The sequence below is a fragment of the Aeromicrobium sp. CF3.5 genome, from assembly GCF_051262695.1.
In the GTDB taxonomy this organism is placed as follows: domain Bacteria; phylum Actinomycetota; class Actinomycetes; order Propionibacteriales; family Nocardioidaceae; genus Aeromicrobium.
In genome coordinates this window covers 15,543-32,096 of sequence record NZ_JBIMEZ010000014.1, presented here as the reverse complement: position 1 = coordinate 32,096, position 16,554 = coordinate 15,543, and the positions used below count along the sequence as shown (strand labels likewise).

At 66.2% G+C, this 16,554-nt stretch carries 13 protein-coding genes; 5 read left to right on the top strand and 8 right to left on the bottom strand.

The genetic code is table 11. The annotated features are described in order from the left end of the window. Positions 1 to 18: 18 nt before the first annotated feature. The 3 genes from ACHAA3_RS16480 to ACHAA3_RS16470 all read right to left on the bottom strand — a co-directional run bounded on the left by ACHAA3_RS16480 (position 19) and on the right by ACHAA3_RS16470 (position 2,598). Positions 19 to 624, bottom strand: a complete 606-nt coding sequence (locus ACHAA3_RS16480) for a TetR/AcrR family transcriptional regulator (RefSeq protein WP_435710178.1) — start codon at positions 622 to 624, stop codon at positions 19 to 21. A gap of 227 nt (positions 625 to 851) precedes the next feature. After that, on the bottom strand, positions 852 to 1,562 hold the full coding sequence (locus tag ACHAA3_RS16475; RefSeq protein WP_435710177.1) for a MerR family transcriptional regulator: 711 nt from the start codon (positions 1,560 to 1,562) through the stop codon (positions 852 to 854). Between the two features lie 88 nt (positions 1,563 to 1,650). Next, on the bottom strand, positions 1,651 to 2,598 hold the full coding sequence (locus ACHAA3_RS16470) for a GntR family transcriptional regulator (protein ID WP_435710176.1): 948 nt from the start codon (positions 2,596 to 2,598) through the stop codon (positions 1,651 to 1,653). Between the two features lie 91 nt (positions 2,599 to 2,689). On the opposite strand from ACHAA3_RS16470, the gene ACHAA3_RS16465 reads away from it, so the two are divergent. Further along, positions 2,690 to 4,006 carry an aspartate aminotransferase family protein gene (locus ACHAA3_RS16465; RefSeq protein WP_435710175.1) on the top strand — a complete coding sequence of 439 codons (1,317 nt, stop codon included), beginning with the start codon at positions 2,690 to 2,692 and terminating at the stop codon, positions 4,004 to 4,006. Positions 4,007 to 4,012: 6 nt separating this feature from the next. On the opposite strand, the gene ACHAA3_RS16460 is transcribed toward ACHAA3_RS16465, so the two are convergent. The 3 genes from ACHAA3_RS16460 to ACHAA3_RS16450 all read right to left on the bottom strand — a co-directional run bounded on the left by ACHAA3_RS16460 (position 4,013) and on the right by ACHAA3_RS16450 (position 7,422). After that, positions 4,013 to 5,587 carry an alpha/beta fold hydrolase gene (locus tag ACHAA3_RS16460; RefSeq protein WP_435710174.1) on the bottom strand — a complete coding sequence of 525 codons (1,575 nt, stop codon included), beginning with the start codon at positions 5,585 to 5,587 and terminating at the stop codon, positions 4,013 to 4,015. Between the two features lie 264 nt (positions 5,588 to 5,851). After that, the gene (locus tag ACHAA3_RS16455) at positions 5,852 to 6,241 is read right to left on the bottom strand and encodes a DUF664 domain-containing protein (RefSeq protein WP_435710181.1); all 390 of its coding nucleotides are present in this window, start codon (positions 6,239 to 6,241) and stop codon (positions 5,852 to 5,854) included. Between the two features lie 392 nt (positions 6,242 to 6,633). After that, positions 6,634 to 7,422 (bottom strand): class II aldolase/adducin family protein, encoded by a 789-nt coding sequence (locus ACHAA3_RS16450; RefSeq protein ID WP_435710173.1) that lies wholly within the window; start codon positions 7,420 to 7,422, stop codon positions 6,634 to 6,636. 218 nt (positions 7,423 to 7,640) lie between these two features. Between ACHAA3_RS16450 and ACHAA3_RS16445 the strand changes: the two genes are divergently transcribed. The 4 genes from ACHAA3_RS16445 (at position 7,641) to ACHAA3_RS16430 (ending at position 13,258) form a co-directional block, all read left to right on the top strand. After that, the gene (locus ACHAA3_RS16445) at positions 7,641 to 8,258 is read left to right on the top strand and encodes a TetR/AcrR family transcriptional regulator (protein ID WP_435710172.1); all 618 of its coding nucleotides are present in this window, start codon (positions 7,641 to 7,643) and stop codon (positions 8,256 to 8,258) included. A 15-nt stretch (positions 8,259 to 8,273) separates the two neighbouring features. Further along, on the top strand, positions 8,274 to 9,440 hold the full coding sequence (locus ACHAA3_RS16440; protein ID WP_435710171.1) for an alpha-hydroxy-acid oxidizing protein: 1,167 nt from the start codon (positions 8,274 to 8,276) through the stop codon (positions 9,438 to 9,440). 555 nt (positions 9,441 to 9,995) lie between these two features. Then, positions 9,996 to 11,516 carry a long-chain-fatty-acid--CoA ligase gene (locus tag ACHAA3_RS16435; protein ID WP_435710170.1) on the top strand — a complete coding sequence of 507 codons (1,521 nt, stop codon included), beginning with the start codon at positions 9,996 to 9,998 and terminating at the stop codon, positions 11,514 to 11,516. 11 nt (positions 11,517 to 11,527) lie between these two features. Next, positions 11,528 to 13,258 carry a CocE/NonD family hydrolase gene (locus tag ACHAA3_RS16430; RefSeq protein WP_435710169.1) on the top strand — a complete coding sequence of 577 codons (1,731 nt, stop codon included), beginning with the start codon at positions 11,528 to 11,530 and terminating at the stop codon, positions 13,256 to 13,258. 411 nt (positions 13,259 to 13,669) lie between these two features. Here ACHAA3_RS16430 and ACHAA3_RS16425 read toward each other — a convergent pair whose 3' ends face one another. Further along, a complete protein-coding gene (locus tag ACHAA3_RS16425; protein ID WP_435710168.1) occupies positions 13,670 to 14,761 on the bottom strand; it encodes a mandelate racemase/muconate lactonizing enzyme family protein in 1,092 nt (363 codons plus the stop codon). A 166-nt stretch (positions 14,762 to 14,927) separates the two neighbouring features. Beyond that, complete coding sequence (locus tag ACHAA3_RS16420; RefSeq protein ID WP_435710167.1) at positions 14,928 to 16,403, bottom strand: MFS transporter; 1,476 nt, start codon at positions 16,401 to 16,403, stop codon at positions 14,928 to 14,930. Positions 16,404 to 16,554 lie beyond the last annotated feature (151 nt).

Genomic DNA, 16,554 nt, shown 5'->3' with positions numbered 1-16,554 from the left:
AGGAAGGCCTTCTCGGCATCAACGGCCCGCGATTGAATCCAGGACGAAACCGACGTGTTGTCTCCGCAGACGTTCCTTGTCGGGCTCGGGCAACACCGCCATGGGGGTATCGATCAGCAACGCCGCCAGTCCGTGGCAGGCGGCCCACACATGGATCGAGGCATCGCTGTTCGTCAGCTCGAACTCGCCGTTGGGGCGGAAGTCGCTGACGGCGTGTTGAAGGACTTCGAACGCGGCCAGGCCGGTTGTTCCCCGAGCTGACTGCGAGGGCTGCAGGAGCTCCTCGACCGAGGAGTTGAGCACGACCGCTTGGAACAGACCGACGTGATCACGCGCAAAGTGCAGGTAACCCAGACACACTGCGGACAGGTCGGACGTGCGCGACGACTCGCTGTGCTTGATCGCGTCCGTCAGCGCGTTGGCCAGATCGGCGGTGGCTCGCCTGCTGACAGCAAGGAGCAGGTGCGCACGGTCCTTGTAGTGCCAATAGGCAGTGGCCGCCGAGACGCCAGCTCGACGCTGCACTTCGCGTAGTGACACAGCCGCCGGGCCTTTGGCCGCCGTGATGTCGTAGGCGATCTCCAACAGGCGGTCAGCAAGGTCGGGAGGCAATGATTCGGTCACGCCTCATTGTCCCTCCTGTCGAGACCGAAGATGCGAAGCCTTCGTGCATCACAGCGAGCAGGACAGTTCTTTGTCTGGCAGATTCGGCTCGACGAAGTGGGGGACTCCTGGGTGCTCTCGGGGTGTGCTGTCCTCATGGCTTCCAGCGTTCCGTCCGCACCGCCGTGGCAGTAGTGAGCGGCGTCATCGATGCGCGTGGTTCCCTCACGTCCGGACGATGACACGTGTCACGACCGCCCCAGCCGGTTGAGGACATCGATCTGTGCGGGGTTGTAGAGGTCCTCGATCGTCGCCGCGACCACCTGTGCCGCAAAGGCGGCGCCCCGAGGTGCGTCGCCGAAGTCCCGTGTGGCCGGATGGGTTTCGCGCAGGTGCAGCACGTGGTCGTGCATGCGCCCGGCGAGATCTTGACGGACGGACTCGTCGGCGTCCGGTGCAAGGGCATCGAATTCGGCGCAGGTGGCGTCGTCGTGGATCCGCGCGAGCATCTCGCGGTACGCCGCGATCGAGCGAGGTCCGACCACGCAGGTCAACACGACCATGAAGGACTGGTCGGCCGCCGACAGGTGGGGGTTCACCCGTGGTGGCACCACGTGTGCGGGCAGATCACTGGGCAGTCGGCCGTCGTGCATGATCGCCGCGAGCTCCAGGCGTACCCGTTGCAGCCGCTCGACGGTGGCGGCCAGCTCGGCGTCCAGAGCGCGTAGCGCGTCATGGGGCCGGTCCTCACCGCCCATCTCGGCGATCTGGGACAAGGAGAAGCCGAGCTCGGTGAGCCGGCGGATCTGCAGGAGGCGAACGAGATGGGGCGCCGTGTAGTGCTTGTACCCGTTGGTGCCGCGCTCGGGAACGTCCAACAGACCCACGTCGTGATAGTGCCGGACTGTCCGAAGGCTCGTGCCGGCTAGCTTGGCCACTTCTCGAGTGCTCCACCCCATGGAGTTCGCTCCTTACTCGCTACTCGCCGGTCCGTCCGGCGCATCTGCTGTTCAGGTGCCCAGTGCACACTGTGACGTTGCGTCATGGTCAAAACCTTCGGCGCCGAGACAGGTCCTGGACAACCTCGGCGACCATCGCAACCGATGCGTCGTCCAGCACGTTGCCGAACTCCACGACCTCGACCCGGTGCCGAAGCGTGGACGCGAGGTCGGGACGACCACTGGGGATGACCACGAGGGACACGTCACGCAGGTCGGCGACCTCGGGGTCGTGAACGACCTGGGTGTTCTCGATTCCGGACCGCGCCAGCGCTGTGCTGATGCTGGCTGCCTGCTCCTCGCTGGAATAGCAGATGCCGATGGTCTGATCCTTGGGCGCGGCAGCGATCGCGACCAGCGTCTTGACGTGCGGCCCGACGACGGTAGCGACGATCGGCGTCCCGGCACGCCAGCGTCCGGTCTGGACCTCGGCGAGATGGAAGAACGTCGTCACGACCAGGTCCGTGGAGACGTCGGACGGGTCGAATGAGCCGATCACCAAGGGCAGGACGGTCAGGTCGAGACGTGCGGCCAGGTCGGCGCCGTGTCGTTTGGCCTCCTCCTCGTTGCACTCCACGAACGCGACCGTCAACCGGGGGAGTCCCGAGCCTCTGACTGCATCAGCCACCGTCGTCCGTAGCAGGTCCGGCGAGACCCCCCGTCGCAGACACTCCTGGACGGCGTCGTCGAGAGCTCGCAGGGCCGGCTCCTGGGGCGCGGTAGATGTCTGCGCGGGCCGTGCGCGGCGCTGGGCCGAGGAGGCGACAACGGTGCCAGCGCGGCCGCGAGACACCACCAACCCGCGATCCCGCAGGTCGGCGTAGGCCCTTGCCACGGTGTTGCGATTGACGTCCAGATTGGCTGCCAGCAGACGCACGCTCGGCAGTCGGTCGTTCGCGACGAGGTCGCCGCCCTCGATCAGGAACGCCACCTGACGCACGATCTGGCGGTACAGGGGAGTGTCGGAGTCCGCGTCAACTCGTACCGGCTCGATCACGCTTCCCCCTGTGACAACGACATCGTTGTGTCATAACGTACTAGGACACAAATGGGCAGCACAAGACTCACGACACCGGGAGACTGATCAGATGACCGCCACGCCAGAGATCTGGTCGAGGATCGACCGCCACGTGATCCGGTACGGAACCTCGTTCACCCCACGGGTGATCGAACGGGCCGCCGGCTCGTACGTGTTCGACGACACCGGGCGGGCCATCCTCGACTTCACCTCCGGGCAGATGAGCGCCATCCTCGGCCACGGTCACCCAGACATCGTCAGGACGGTCAGCGAGTCGGTGGCATCGCTGGCCCACCTGTACAGCGGAATGCTGAGCAGACCGGTCGTCGACCTGGCCGAGCGACTCGCCTCGACACTGCCGGTCTCGTTGAGCACCTCGATGCTGCTGACCACCGGAGCCGAGGCGAACGAGGCCGCGATCAAGATGGCCAAGCTCGCCACCAGTGGCCACGAGATCGTGTCCTTCGACCGGTCGTGGCACGGTATGACGTCGGGTGCCTCGGCGGCAACATACTCAGCCGGGCGACGCGGGTACGGGCCGTCGGCTCCGGGGAGTCTCGTGCTGCCAACCCCGCATGCCTACCGGTCGCCGTTCCGGCACGCCGACGGTTCGCACGACTGGGAGACCGAGCTGGACTTCGGCTTCGACCTCGTCGACCGGCAGTCCACGGGCAATCTCGCGGCCTGCCTGGTCGAACCGATCCTGTCCTCTGGAGGCATCATCGAGCTGCCGGCGGGCTACCTGCGCCGACTGCGGCACAAGTGCGACGAGCGTGACATGCTGCTGATCCTCGACGAGGCCCAGACCGGCATCGGACGCACCGGCACGATGTACGCGTTCCAGCGCGATGGTGTCGCTCCGGACATCCTGACCTTGTCCAAGACCCTGGGTGCCGGGCTCCCCGTGGCCGCAGTGGTCACCTCGAAGTGGATCGAGGAGGTCTGCCACGACCGCGGCTTCCTCTTCTTCACGACGCACGTCTCCGATCCGTTGGCCGCCTCGGTGGCCCTGACGGTCCTCGATGTGGTCGATCGCGACGGACTGGTGTCTCGTGCTTCCGAACTCGGAACGAGACTGCGCGAGAGACTGCTCGATCTGCAAGATCGGTTCGAGGTGGTCGGCGACGTGCGGGGCCGTGGTCTGCTCCAAGGCATCGAGCTCGTTCAGGACAAGGCAACTCGTGCGCCCGCCGACGGGCTCGGGCAGGCCATCACGGCGGACTGCCTCGAGCGTGGGCTGCACCTGAACATCGTCCAGCTGCCCGGCATGGGCGGCATCTTCCGGATCGCCCCGCCCTTGACGATCAGCGACCACGACCTCGACACAGGGCTCGACATCCTCGAGACGTCGCTGCGTGAGGCCGTGGCCGCCGGTGTCACCGCCTGATCTGCGCTACTCGATCGTGCAGGAGGCGTCCTTCTTCGGAACCTCCAGGTTGACCAGGTAGTCGGCCACCGTGTCGTTGACGCACGCGCTTGCGCCGGACATGGCGACGGTGTGCTGCTCACCCTCCACCGTGAGCAACGAGCCTCCGAGGCGTTCGGCCAGGCTGACGCCCGCGTCGAAGGGCGTCGAGGGGTCGCCGGTGATCGAGACCGTGAGCGTTCCGGGCAGATTCTCGTCGATGTCCTGGGCGTACGGCACTCCGAGAGTCGGCTCCGCGGGCCACGACTCGCACGCGTCGCGACCACCGTCGGTGCCTCCTGGTCCAGGGTCGAGGAAGGGCGCGACTTCAATCAGGCGTTCGCGTAGCGCAGTTTCCTGCTCAGGAGTGCTGCGTTGCTCGTCCATGCAGTTGATGGCCAGGTTGGCGTCAAGATAGTTGGCGTAGGTCCCGTCAGGGTCGCGACCGGCGAAAGCGTCCGAGAGCGCGAGGAGTGTGGTTCCGTCGCCGGCCTCGACCTCGGCCAGACCCTGCAGAATCGCCTCCCAGTTTCCCGAGTCGAACAGACCGGCCAGGACTGCACCGGTGGCTCCGTTGAAGTCGACGGTGCGGCCGTCGCCGGCCGGTGCCGGATCGTCGAGCAAAGGCTGGACGATCGCCGAGAATGCATCCGAGGCGCCGGCGGGGTCGTCCCCGAGCACGCACTCGTCTTGCTTGGCGCAGAAGGCCGCCATCTGCTCGAACGAGCGCCCGAAGCCCTCGAACTGGCTGATCTTGCGCTCGGCGGTGCTGAGATCCGGATCCGCGGCTCCGTCGAGCATGAGGGCGCGCACGTTCTGAGGGAACATCTCGGCGTAGACCGTGCCGAGTCGGGTGCCGTAGCTCTGTCCGGCATACGTGAGCTGATCGTCACCGAGCGTCTCGCGCAGGATGTCGAGGTCGCGAGCCACGTCGCGAGTGCCGACTGCTGCTAGCGCCGCCTCGCCACCGGAGCCCTCGGCGCAGTTCGTCGTGAGCTCGCGGGTGTCGCTCGATCTCCACGAGCCGGCCTGGCCCTGAAGTGTGGTGACAGCTTCTCCGGCGTCCCGCTCCGAGCCGCTGAAGCACTCGATCCGCGGTTCGGTGGCTCCCACACCTCGAGGGTCCATGCCGATCACGTCGAACCGCTGAGTGATCTCGATGTCCTTCCAGGCCGCTGCAGTCGCCGCACCCTGCGCCAGACCCTGACCGCCGGGACCACCGGGGTTGGTGACCAGTGAACCAATCGCCTCGCCCTTTGCCGGCACGCGCAGCACCGCGATGCTGGCGGTATCGGCGTCTGGCTCGTCGTAGTCGAGCGGGACCTCAAGCCGTGCGCACTCGGTGCGCTCGTCGATGGCGAACAACTGCGTGTCGAGTGCCGTGGTGGCGTAGTCGTCGCACGGTCCGAACTTCAGTTCTTGGTCGTAGAATCCGCTCAGCTCTGCCGATGTCTCGGGGGAGTCCGGCGCCGTGTCGTTCGTCGACGTACAGGCTCCCAGCGACAGTGTCAGCGCGGCCGCCGCGGCCGCACATGCGCGTCCGCGAGTGGCAAAGTTGGACATGATGGTGCTCCTTGTGTGTGCGTGATGGGGCCCGGGTTGGGTCCCAGATCAACCCGACACCGTGCCGTTGCGGCACACTCAAATCCAATGTGCTGTCGGAGCAGAGCCAGTACCTCGGCCACCAGACGTTGTGGGGCCGCCGGATTGGGGTGCGTTGACCGCTCGCCGAGCCTGTTGGGCGCCGATGGCTCCAGCCGAGAAGGAGTCGACGGTCAGGTGACAGTCGGGTTGCGCGGGTGGCGGCCGTCCGCGCCGCCCGCGGCGTCATCTGGCCGTCGCAGGCAGGGTCTCCGTCAGCACCGGTTGTTCGACCCGACCGGTCACGAGGTCGAACCCCGCAGCCATCTGCCGCGACTCCTCGCAGGCCGTGCGGTGCGCCGCCAGGATGGGCACGATCGTGTCTGCTCTCGTCAAGACGAAGGAGCGATCCGGCGTGGTCGCGGCACCGAGGTCCTGCAGGGATCGACCGGTGACGCAGTGCTCGAAATAGAACTTCTGGACATACGTCACGTGCTTGACCAAGCCGAGCAAGGTCGTCCTGGACGGCACCAGCGATCGACGGGCCTCGTCCTCGCTCAGTCCGTCGAGGCTCCTTTGGAGGCGCGCCCGGTAGAGGGCGAGCGTGTCGTCGAGCCGGTCACGGACATCGCCGATCGTTCAGCGGGTGTCATCTGCGTGCCGCTCCCGGCGGGTGGCGCCGACCAGCGCGACGACCGTGTCGGTGACACCTGGTTGTTGGCCAGTAGGGCCCGCGGCGGAACGGATTCGGTTCTCCAGGCGGGGTGCCAATGGTCGAGGTCGGGTCCAATCGTCGCGACGAACCGCCCAGGAGTGTCGGGAGGTGCTGTCAACTCCTTGGTGCCGGGGAGCTCGAGCAGCAGGAGGCCATTGACCTCCTGCTGCTCTATCTCGTTCCGAGTTCAGCAGCCTGTTCGCGGCTGCGGCACCGGCCACGACGCTGGCAGGGCTGGTTGGGGACGAACGCCAGGGGGCTCAGTCTCGGATGCGCAGTACAGTCCGGCGGTGGCCCCTCGGGGCGCACAGATTCAGTCGAACACGTCGGGAGATTCCGCGACGACCTGGTCCCACAGAGGCCGGAACTGGAACCATCCGGCGACGGGGTTCCCGGTCAAGTTGCGCACGTCCACCGCGGTGTCGTGGTCGATGAGGGTCGGCGTACCGGCAGCCATCGCCAGCAGCTGAGCCTGGCAGGAGCGTTCCATGGTGATGAACCACCACGCGGCCGCGGCGACGGACTGACCGACGGTGAGCAGGCCGTGGTTTTGAAGGATGGCCGCCTTCGCGTCGCCGAGCGCGACACCGATCCGGCGGCCTTCGTCGATGTCGTTGGCGACGCCGCGAAAATCTGAGTAGATCCCGTGGTCTTCGTAGAACGCGCACGCGTCCTGCGTGATCGGCGCGAGCGGGATGCCGAGTGCGGCAAAGGCCTTGCCGTTCAGCGAGTGAGCGTGCGCGGCGGCGACGGCGTCCGGTCGCGCCTTGTGCACCTCGGAGTGGATGCAGAATGCTGCCTTGTTCACCGGTCGCTTGCCATGGAGCAGCGTGCCGTCATGGTCTACATGGATCAGGTCAGACACCTTGATCTGGTTGAAGCTCATGCCGAACGGATTGACCCAGAAGGTGTCCGGGTACTCGGGGTCGCGGGCGGTGATGTGGCCGGCCACGCCTTCGGAGAAGCCGAGCTTGCCAAAGACCCGGAATGCGGCTGCGAGCTCTTGCTTGCGGTGCTCCCGCTCCTCCTCCACGGTGAGGTTCATTGGAGGCAGCGGCAGTTCGAAATCGTCGGGAGCCGGTCCGATGCTGGCGCGGACCATCTCTCGAATCTCCGGCGTGATCTCCGGTGTGAACGTGGTCGTCATGGGGTGCCCTTTCTATGGGATGCAGACTCGTATTCTTTACAACGCCCAATATTCGTTTGTTCCAGGCTGTTGTCAAGGGGGCTGTGTATTTGTGGCGATTCTGAGATACATTGCTGTACTCAAAGCGAGAGAGTGGAGTAACGGTGCCTCGAGGATCGACCGGTCAGCGCGCTGTGACGACCGCCCGACTGTTGGAGAGCGCCGCCGAGGTCTTTGCGCAGCGCGGCTTCAATGGCGGCAGCATCGAGATGATCTGCGAGCATGCGGGCTTTTCGCGGGGCGCTTTCTACTCCAACTTTGCCAGCAAGGACGAGCTCTTCTTCGCCATGTTCGAGGCGCACGCCGATGTGCTGCTGACACGGTTGCGATTCGCCCTTGAACAGGCTTCCGCGGCCAGTGATCCACTCCAGCACTTCGCTCGACTTGCGAGCCGCCAGTCCGACGACGATCGGCAGTGGTTCCTCATCACCACCGAGTTCACGCTGTATGCCATCCGCAACCCCGAAGCGGCGGTCGTCCTGTCTCGGAAGGACGAAACGGTCCGCCAGGAGATCGGGCGGATCCTTACCGAGCTGCTGGCCACGACCGGCCGGGAGTTCGTCGTCGATGCCGAACTGGTGGCCCGATTCGCGGTCGCCTTGCGCGAAGGCGGTAATGCTCAGGAGTTCGTGGAGCCGGGCAACCTCGACGCCCGGCTCATGGAGCGCCTGGCCCTTCCGGCGGTACTCGACGCCTTCTCGCGGGAGTCCGCCGACTCCCCGAGCCATTCCCAGCGGGTCAATCATCACTAGGAGCGACAGACAGACATGGCCAACTACGCAGACTTCAACCTCGGGATCTATTTCGCGGGACTCGAGCAGGACAATCCGCCGTCTTACCCTGTGACCTTCGCGGGTCTGGAAGAGGCGGCGCGGGCGAAGTTGGAACACCGGCTGTTCGACTACGTGGCTGGTGGGGCAGGCGACGAGCACACCCAGCGCGCGAACGTCGCCGCCTTCGAGCGGTGGGGGATCGTGCCGCGGATGCTCGCCGGCGCGGTCGAGCGGGATCTGTCTGTGGAGCTGTTCGGCCATCGGCTACCTACGCCGCTGCTGATGTCGCCGATCGGCGTCATCGGCGTGATGACCGACGACGAGCACGGCGACCTCGCCACGGCCGCTGCCGCAGCGGCCTCCGGCGTGCCAATGGTGGCCTCGACCCTGATGCAGGACCCGTTGGAAGACGTCGCCGCTGGCCTGGGCGACACCCTCAGCTTCTTCCAGCTCTACACCCCCAACGACCGTGAGGTCGCAGAGAGTCTCGTGCGCCGCGCCGAGGCCGCTGGCTTCGGCGGCATCGTGGTCACCCTCGACACCTGGACTCTGGGATACCGGCCTCGCGACCTGCAGCACGCGACCTTCCCGCAGCTGCGCGGCTACTGCCTGGCCAACTACTTCAGCGATCCGGTCTTCCGCTCGCGACTTGCCGCCTCGCCCGAGGAGGATCCAGGTGCCGCAACCATGCACTGGGCCGCCACTTTCGGCAATCCAAGCTTGACCTGGGACGACCTTGCCTGGCTGCGCGGCCTCACCGACCTCCCGCTGCTCCTCAAAGGCATCGGGCATCCCGACGATGTGCGTCGTGCGCTTGATGGAGGCGTCGATGGCATCTACTGCTCCAACCATGGCGGCCGGCAGGCCGCCAGCGCCCCCGCCCTCGACCTGCTTCCGGCGGTCGTAGAAGCCGCCGAAGGTGTGCCGGTGATCTTCGATTCCGGGATTCGATCAGGCGCTGACGTCGTCAAGGCCCTCGCGTTGGGTGCCACCGCGGTCGGCATCGGCCGCCCCTATGGGTATGGCGCCGCTCTTGGGGGCCAGGCCGGTATCGAGTTCGTTCTCTCCTGCTTGCTCGCCGAGGCGGACCTGACCATGGGCCTTAACGGCCATGCCAGCATCGCCGACCTCACCCCGGATGTGCTGGTGAAACTCAGATAAGGCTGACGGCCGGCAACGATGTGAGGGGACGAGGACAGTCGACTATCGATGGCCGATTGCGGTGTCGCCTTCGTCCAGGTGCCGGCCGGTCCCCTCAAGCACCCATTCCCCCCGGGGCGAGTCCGAGCACAAGGGGTATGTCCCGTAGCGGTGGGGTACTCGTCGCCGCGCAGCGTGGTGGTGGGTTCGGCGTCCCGGGCCGAGTTTGGTCATCGGAACCCCGCCCCGTTCGTCACAGATCCGAGATGGTGACTATCGGTCGTGACGCCACCACAGTGCGTGAACGCGTTGGTGCGTTCCTTCGCCGCCACGGGTTTGGGCGACCGGCAGAGTCCGGTGACTCGACCAGGTCCAACGTGGCACCGCCGCCTGATCGCGGCCCGGTGCAACATGTCTTGGCCCGATCTTCGCAACTGCCGACCTTCGTGAGTCGAGCCCGGGCATTGACAGCGGCGTGGGGATGCCGCAAGATAAACGCGAATGTCAGTTCACATTAGGAAATCTCGATGATCTCCTCGAGTTGATGTGGCCTGCCCCATCGAAAGGAAAGAGCCCATGACGGAGCGTCACCTCGCTGGCCTGCTGGAGACATCGGCCGAGAGCTATCCGGAGCGCACCGCTGTCGTGTTCGGCGACAGCAGGTTGACGTATACCCAGGTGAATGCGGCAGCCAATCAGGTGGCGAACCTGCTGGTCGAGCGCGGCGTGAAGCCTGGCGACAAGGTGGCACTCTCGTGCCCGAACCTGCCGTTCTTCCCGATCATCTACTTCGGCATCTTGAAGGTTGGCGCGACGGTGGTGCCGCTCAACGTGCTGCTGAAAGCACGCGAGGTGGCCTATCACCTCGACGACTCCGGCGCTGTCGCCTTCTTCGCGTTCGAGGGCACCGCGGACCTCCCCATCGGCGACACGGCGCGCGAGGCGGTCGGCGGCACGGATGTCGATCTCGTGGTGTTCGCGGGTGGCCCGGCGCCGTGGTCGCAGCAGTCGCCCGCGTTCGAGACGGTCGGACGCGACGAGGACGACACCGCGGTGATCCTGTACACCTCGGGAACGACGGGTCAGCCCAAGGGCGCCGAGCTGCGCCATGGCAACATGCGCCACACCGCGCTGGCGGGCGAGAAGATGTATGGCGCCGACGCTGACAATCCCGACACGTACCTGTGCGTGCTGCCGTTGTTCCACGCCTTTGGCCAGCAGGTCATCCAGAACGCTGCGTTCGCCTTCGGCGGCACCGTGGTGATGCTGCCGCGATTCGAGGCCGAGTCTGCGATTGACCTCATGCTGCGCGAGAAGGTCACGTTCTTTGCGGGTGTCCCCACGATGTACTGGGGTCTGCTCGGCGCCCTGACACCCGAGGTGCCGATCGCCGAGCTCGCCGCCAATTTGCGCGTCGCCGCCTCGGGCGGCGCCGCGCTGCCGGTCGAGGTGCACAAGAACTTCCAGGATCGCTTCGGTGTCACGATCCTCGAGGGCTACGGACTGTCGGAGACCTCCGCCATCGCCTCCTTCAGCGTATTCGGCGAGGAACCACGTGTCGGCACCGTCGGCAGGCCGATCGCGGGCGTCGAGATGAAGCTCATCAACGAAGACTGGAGCGACGTGCCGACGGGCGACCCCGACGTGATCGGCGAGATCGCGATCAAGGGTCCCAACATCCTGAAGTCCTACCACGGCCGACCTGAGGCGACGGCCGAAGCGATCCGCGACGGGTGGTTCCGCTCCGGCGACCTGGCCAAGAAGAGTGACGACGGCTACTACTCCATCGTCGATCGGTCCAAGGACATGATCATTCGTGGCGGCTACAACGTCTATCCCCGTGAGCTCGAAGAGGTGCTGATGACGCATCCCGCGGTCTCCCTGGTCGCGGTCATCGGTGTCCCGCACGAGTCCCACGGGGAGGAGATCAAGGCGGTCGTCGTCAGGAACAAGGATCACGACGACGTGACGGAGGCGACGCTCGTCACCTGGGGCCGGGAGCAGTTCGCCGCCTACAAGTACCCCCGTCTGGTGGAGTTCCGTGAGGAGCTTCCCATGACGTCCACAGGAAAGATCCTCAAGAGAGAGATGAGTTGACGATGGCGATCATGCACGATGAATCCACCGAGGTCGATGGAATTGCGGTCGACCGGGACGCTCCGATCCGCATGAGCGACGGCACGGTTCTGCGCGCAGACGTGTTCCGCCCGGCGCAGGCGGGTCACTACCCCGTCATCCTGGCCATGGGTCCCTATGGCAAGGGGTTGCACCTAGAGGACGGGTACCCGGCCAACTGGCGGCGCATGCACGAGGCGTTCCCGGAGGTCGGGGAGGGGTCAACAGGGCGGTACCAGAACTGGGAGGTCGCCGACCCCGAGAAGTGGGTCCCGGACGGATACGTGTGCGTTCGCGTCGACTCCCGTGGCAGCGGGCGCTCTCCGGGATTCATGGACATCCTGGCGGCACTCCAGACCCGTGACATGTACGAGTGCATCGAGTGGGCCGCAGAGCAGGACTGGAGCAACGGCAAGGTGGGTCTCCTCGGCATCTCCTACTTCGCGACCAATCAGTGGCAGGTGGCCGCCCTGAGGCCGCCCCATCTCGAGGCGATCTGCGTGTGGGAGGGCTTCGCCGACCACTACCGGGACGGAGGCCGCCACGGCGGCATCGCGTGTGAGTTCGTCAGGGGCGCGCAGGCACGCCAGATGGTCACCGTCCAGCACGGCATGGGTAGTCGGGGTCCGGTCGACCGGAACACCGGTCGACCGGTCGGCGGTGACGTCGATCTCGATGACGACACCCTGCGGCAGAACCGGCGCGACCTCTATCCGGAGGTCCAGGCGCGTCCGCTGAACGGCCAGTTCTACCAGGAGCGCTCAGCAGATCTCTCGCGGATCGAGGTTCCGCTGTTCTCGGCCGGCAACTGGGGGGGTATGGGACTGCACCTGCGCGGCAACGTCGAGGGGTACCTGGGGGCCGGGTCCGAGCTCAAGTGGCTCGAGATGCACGGCGACACCCACTTCAGCCCGTTCTACAACGCCCGCGGGCTCGAGCTCCAGAAGCAGTTCTTCGGGACCTTTCTGAAGGACGAGCGCAATGGCTGGCTGGACCGGCCTCCCGTCGAGCTGCTCGTGCGCCGGCCCGGCGAGCAGTTCGAGGCGCGGTTCGAGCAGGAGTGGCCGATCGCCCGGACCGAGTGGACGCAGCTCCATCTCTGCCCGGAGACCATGGAGCTGCGCACCTCGCCGGGCGCCTCGGGCACGTTGAGCTACGACCCGGAGCATGAGGACCTGCGCTTCTCGCTTCCGCCTGCCGATCACGATCGGGAGTTCACCGGTCCTTCCGCGGCGAAGCTGAGGATCTCCTCGGCCACGGTCGATGCCGATCTGTTCCTGAGTCTGCGGCTCTATGATCCGGAGGGCGCCGAGGTCACGTTCATCGGTTCCAACGACCCGAAGGTGCCGGTTGGGCTGGGATGGCTCCGCGCCTCTCATCGGCGACTCGACGTCGAGAGGTCCGAGCCCTATCGACCGGTTCACAGCCATGATGCCATCGAGCTGCTCGTCCCCGGTGTGCCCGTCGACGTCGACGTCGAGATCTGGCCGACGAGCATCGTGGTCCCGGCCGGCTACGTCCTTCAGCTAGGCATCGGTGGTCGTGACTACAGCAACGAGGGCACGAACTTCGAGAACGCGATGTACACGATGACGGGGGTCGGGCCGTTCACCCACACCGACCCGGAGGATCGTCCGGCAGAGATCTTCGGCGGTGAGGTCACCGTGCACTTCGGTCCCGATGCGCCCTCGTACCTGCTGCTCCCGGCGATCCCGGCTCCGTAGGTCCGCGCGGAGCACTGGTCAACGGTGGACGGGCACCTCGACGACACTGTCGTGGAGGTGCCCCTCCTCGGTGACGGCGGGTTGGCCCGGGCACTCGGTCGCGTATTGCTCGACCCAGCACGAGGGCGATCGTCATCGCCGCCGGTAGCGACGTCGCGGTGGCGATCGAGATGGTCTCGCGAGAGACGTCCTTGCCGAACCGGTAGTGCGTCGCACGGAGAAGGATCTCCTGCGCTGTCGCAGCGCAGCCGTCAGGACCAATCCGAGACGGACCTGGCTGATCGTCGTGACCATGAGCGCGGGTGAGGCCGGCGTGGGCGAGGCCCGCGCCGGCGACGGACGGCGACGACGATTCGTCGAGAGACCGGTCAGCAGGTCCAAGGGAGCGAGCCTCCCGTGCCTGCAGGACGTCTACGGGATGACTCGATACCTCTCGAGCGAGGCGGGGTTGATCGAGACGCCGGTACCGGCGATCTGTGACACCGGGATCATCCCGCCCGTGATCTCGGGTCGGACCGCGAAGAAGTCGTCTGGCAGCCAGTCGTAGTACTCGACCACCATGGCCGTGGTTCCGCAGCACACCACCTGGCTGTGCAGCTCCCAGGACGTGTGGGGAGCCACGGGGATGTTCCACGCGTCGGCGAGCGCGAGGATGCGCATGAACTCCGTGATCCCGCCCACCCGGTGGATGTCGGGCTGCAGGATGTCGAGCGCCTCGTGCTCCAGCAGCTCACGGAACCCGTAGCGCGAGTACTCGTTCTCCCCGGCGGCGATCGGCACCCCGACCGTGCCGCGGAGTCGCGCGTAGTCGTGGATCGAGTCGGCGAGGAGCGGCTCCTCCAGCCACGTGACGTCCAGGTCGGCGATGGCCGCGGACAGCCGACGCGTGGTCAGCAGGTCGTAGCGTTGGTTGGCGTCGACCATGACCCGGCCCGACGGGCCGACGACGTCGCGGACGATCTCGACCCGTCGGACCGCGTCGCTGAGGTCCGCTCCGACCTTCACCTTGACGCCCCAGAAGTCGCGGTCGACGTAGGCCTCGGCGGCCGCCCGCAACTCGTCGTGCGAGAACGAGACCCAGCAGCCGTCCCCGTACACGGGGACCTCGGTCGCGACGCTGCCGAGATGCGCATGGATTGGTTGGTCGGCCGTCTTCGCGCGCAGGTCCCACACGGCGATATCGACCGCCGAGAGGGCATACATGGCCACACCCTTGCGGCCACGACTCGCCGAGTGCATGAACATGCGTTGCCACAGGTCGCGGACGTGTGCCGGGTCCGTTCCGATCACGAGAGGGACCAGTTCGGTGCTCAGGAAGGACGCCACCGAGGCGCCGCCGCCGCCGATGACGTTGGTCCACCCCTCACCGACCCGACCGTCGGTGTCGGTGACGCGCACCACCACCACCCCCAGCACGTCCAGGGCGAACCCGTACTGGTTCCGGATCGGGTGCGGCTGCGGGACGGCGAGGTGGTGCACCTCGGCATGGGCGATCGTGGCCACGGGGCTCCTTCTTGATGGGGTTGGGGCGCCTGCTGGCGATGTGGTGACGAGTGACGTGTGATCGGCCGACGCAGGGCCGAGAAGTGGCCTTTGCAAACGCGAACGTACATTCATCTTTCGGTTTGCGCGGAGATTTGTCAAGCGCAGTTGCGGCCTCGACGCGGGATCAGTCCGCCTTCGATGCCACGGGCTCTCGGTCGATCGAACGCGGCAGCAGCAGCAGCACGAAGCCGGCGAGAAGCGCTGCTGCGGCGCAGGTCGACCACACGGTGACGTATCCCGAGAAGGGTGCGAACCTGTCGGCGACTGCGTCGAGTGAGCCGGTCGCCGACAGCACGATGGCGAAGATGGCTGTCGCGATGGTGCCGCCGAGATTCTTGACGACGCTGTTCATGCCCGTAGCGAAGCTCGTCCGATCCGGTGGCGCCGCCGAGGCCGCGAGGACGGGAAGGGCGGCCATGACAGCGCCGGCTCCCAGACCGGTGATCCCCAGGTTGACCAGTGCCATGCCTGACGAGTCGTGGAAGGGCAGCCAAAGGCCCGCTCCCAGCGCTCCGACAAAGGCAGCGAGGACGACCGCGCGACGTGCTCCGAGCAGGTTGGCCATCGTCGGGAAGCTGAGCGCTCCGATCGCGATGCAGACGACTTGGCTCGCGATCCCAAGGGACACGAATCCCGCACCGACGCCCAACCCGTACCCGACGACGTCAGGGTCGGTGCCGAAGTAGGTGATGTTCGGGATCTCTGCACCGATGAGAGCGAGCCCGTACAGGAACCCGGCTAACTGCACGGGCCACTGCGCACGGATCTTGAGGAGCTGCACGTCGATGATCGGCTCGCTCTGGCGCGACTCGTAGCGTGCGAAGGGGATCTGGATGGCGAGGCCGACGATGACGAGCGCCCAGGCCAGCGGACTCGTCACACCCTGGATGTGGATAGCGACCATTCCCGCCAGGAACGATCCCAGCGATGCCATCAGGAGCCCGAGTCCCCCCCAGTCCAGGTTCGTCGCAGAAGCAGTCGGCTCGTCGTTCTCGATGCCGAACCAGACGACGACGGTGGCGGCGGTGGCCAGGACGGCTGGGATCGACAGGACGACCGGGAGTGGCACGGCGTCCGCCAGGGCTCCGCCGAAGACGGCTCCGCCGATGATCGAGAGGTAGAACGCGCTGATCAGGATGCCTGCCGCGCGTCGGCTCAGGCGGTGCTGGTGCTCTGATCCCGCGGTCCGCTTGTAGACGATCGCGATCTCGAGCGGAAGCCAGACGGCGCATGCGCCCATCAGTACGTATCCGACGAGGAACGTGCTGAACGACGGGGCGAACACCAGGATCCAAGCCCCCGCCGCCGTGATGGTCGTTGTCCAGAGCAGCACCCGCTTGAGCCCCCGCACGTCACCGAGGCGCGCGAAGACGATCACCATGAGCACCGCCATGGTGTGCTGGGCCGTCTCGAACCAGTTGAACGCACCATCGGAGATACCTAGATTGACGGAGATATCGCTGACGAGTGGGCCGTAGAAGCCGCGCAACATGCCGTAGACGATCTCCGTGAAGACGAGGAACCCGATCACCTTCGTCAGTCGCGGGACGACCTGGCTCGGCGTGGGTGGCGTGGTGGCGGACTGCGTACCAGCTTCCATCAGGGTGGAACCTTCCGATAGTGGGGGAGCACTACAACGTGGACGCAGAGTCAGCATCCGGCAGCTAACGTGAATCGATATTCGCGTTCGCGTTGGGTAACAGTATGTGGGGCGGGCCATGTGACGTCAATCACCAATTCTCACCTGTCGT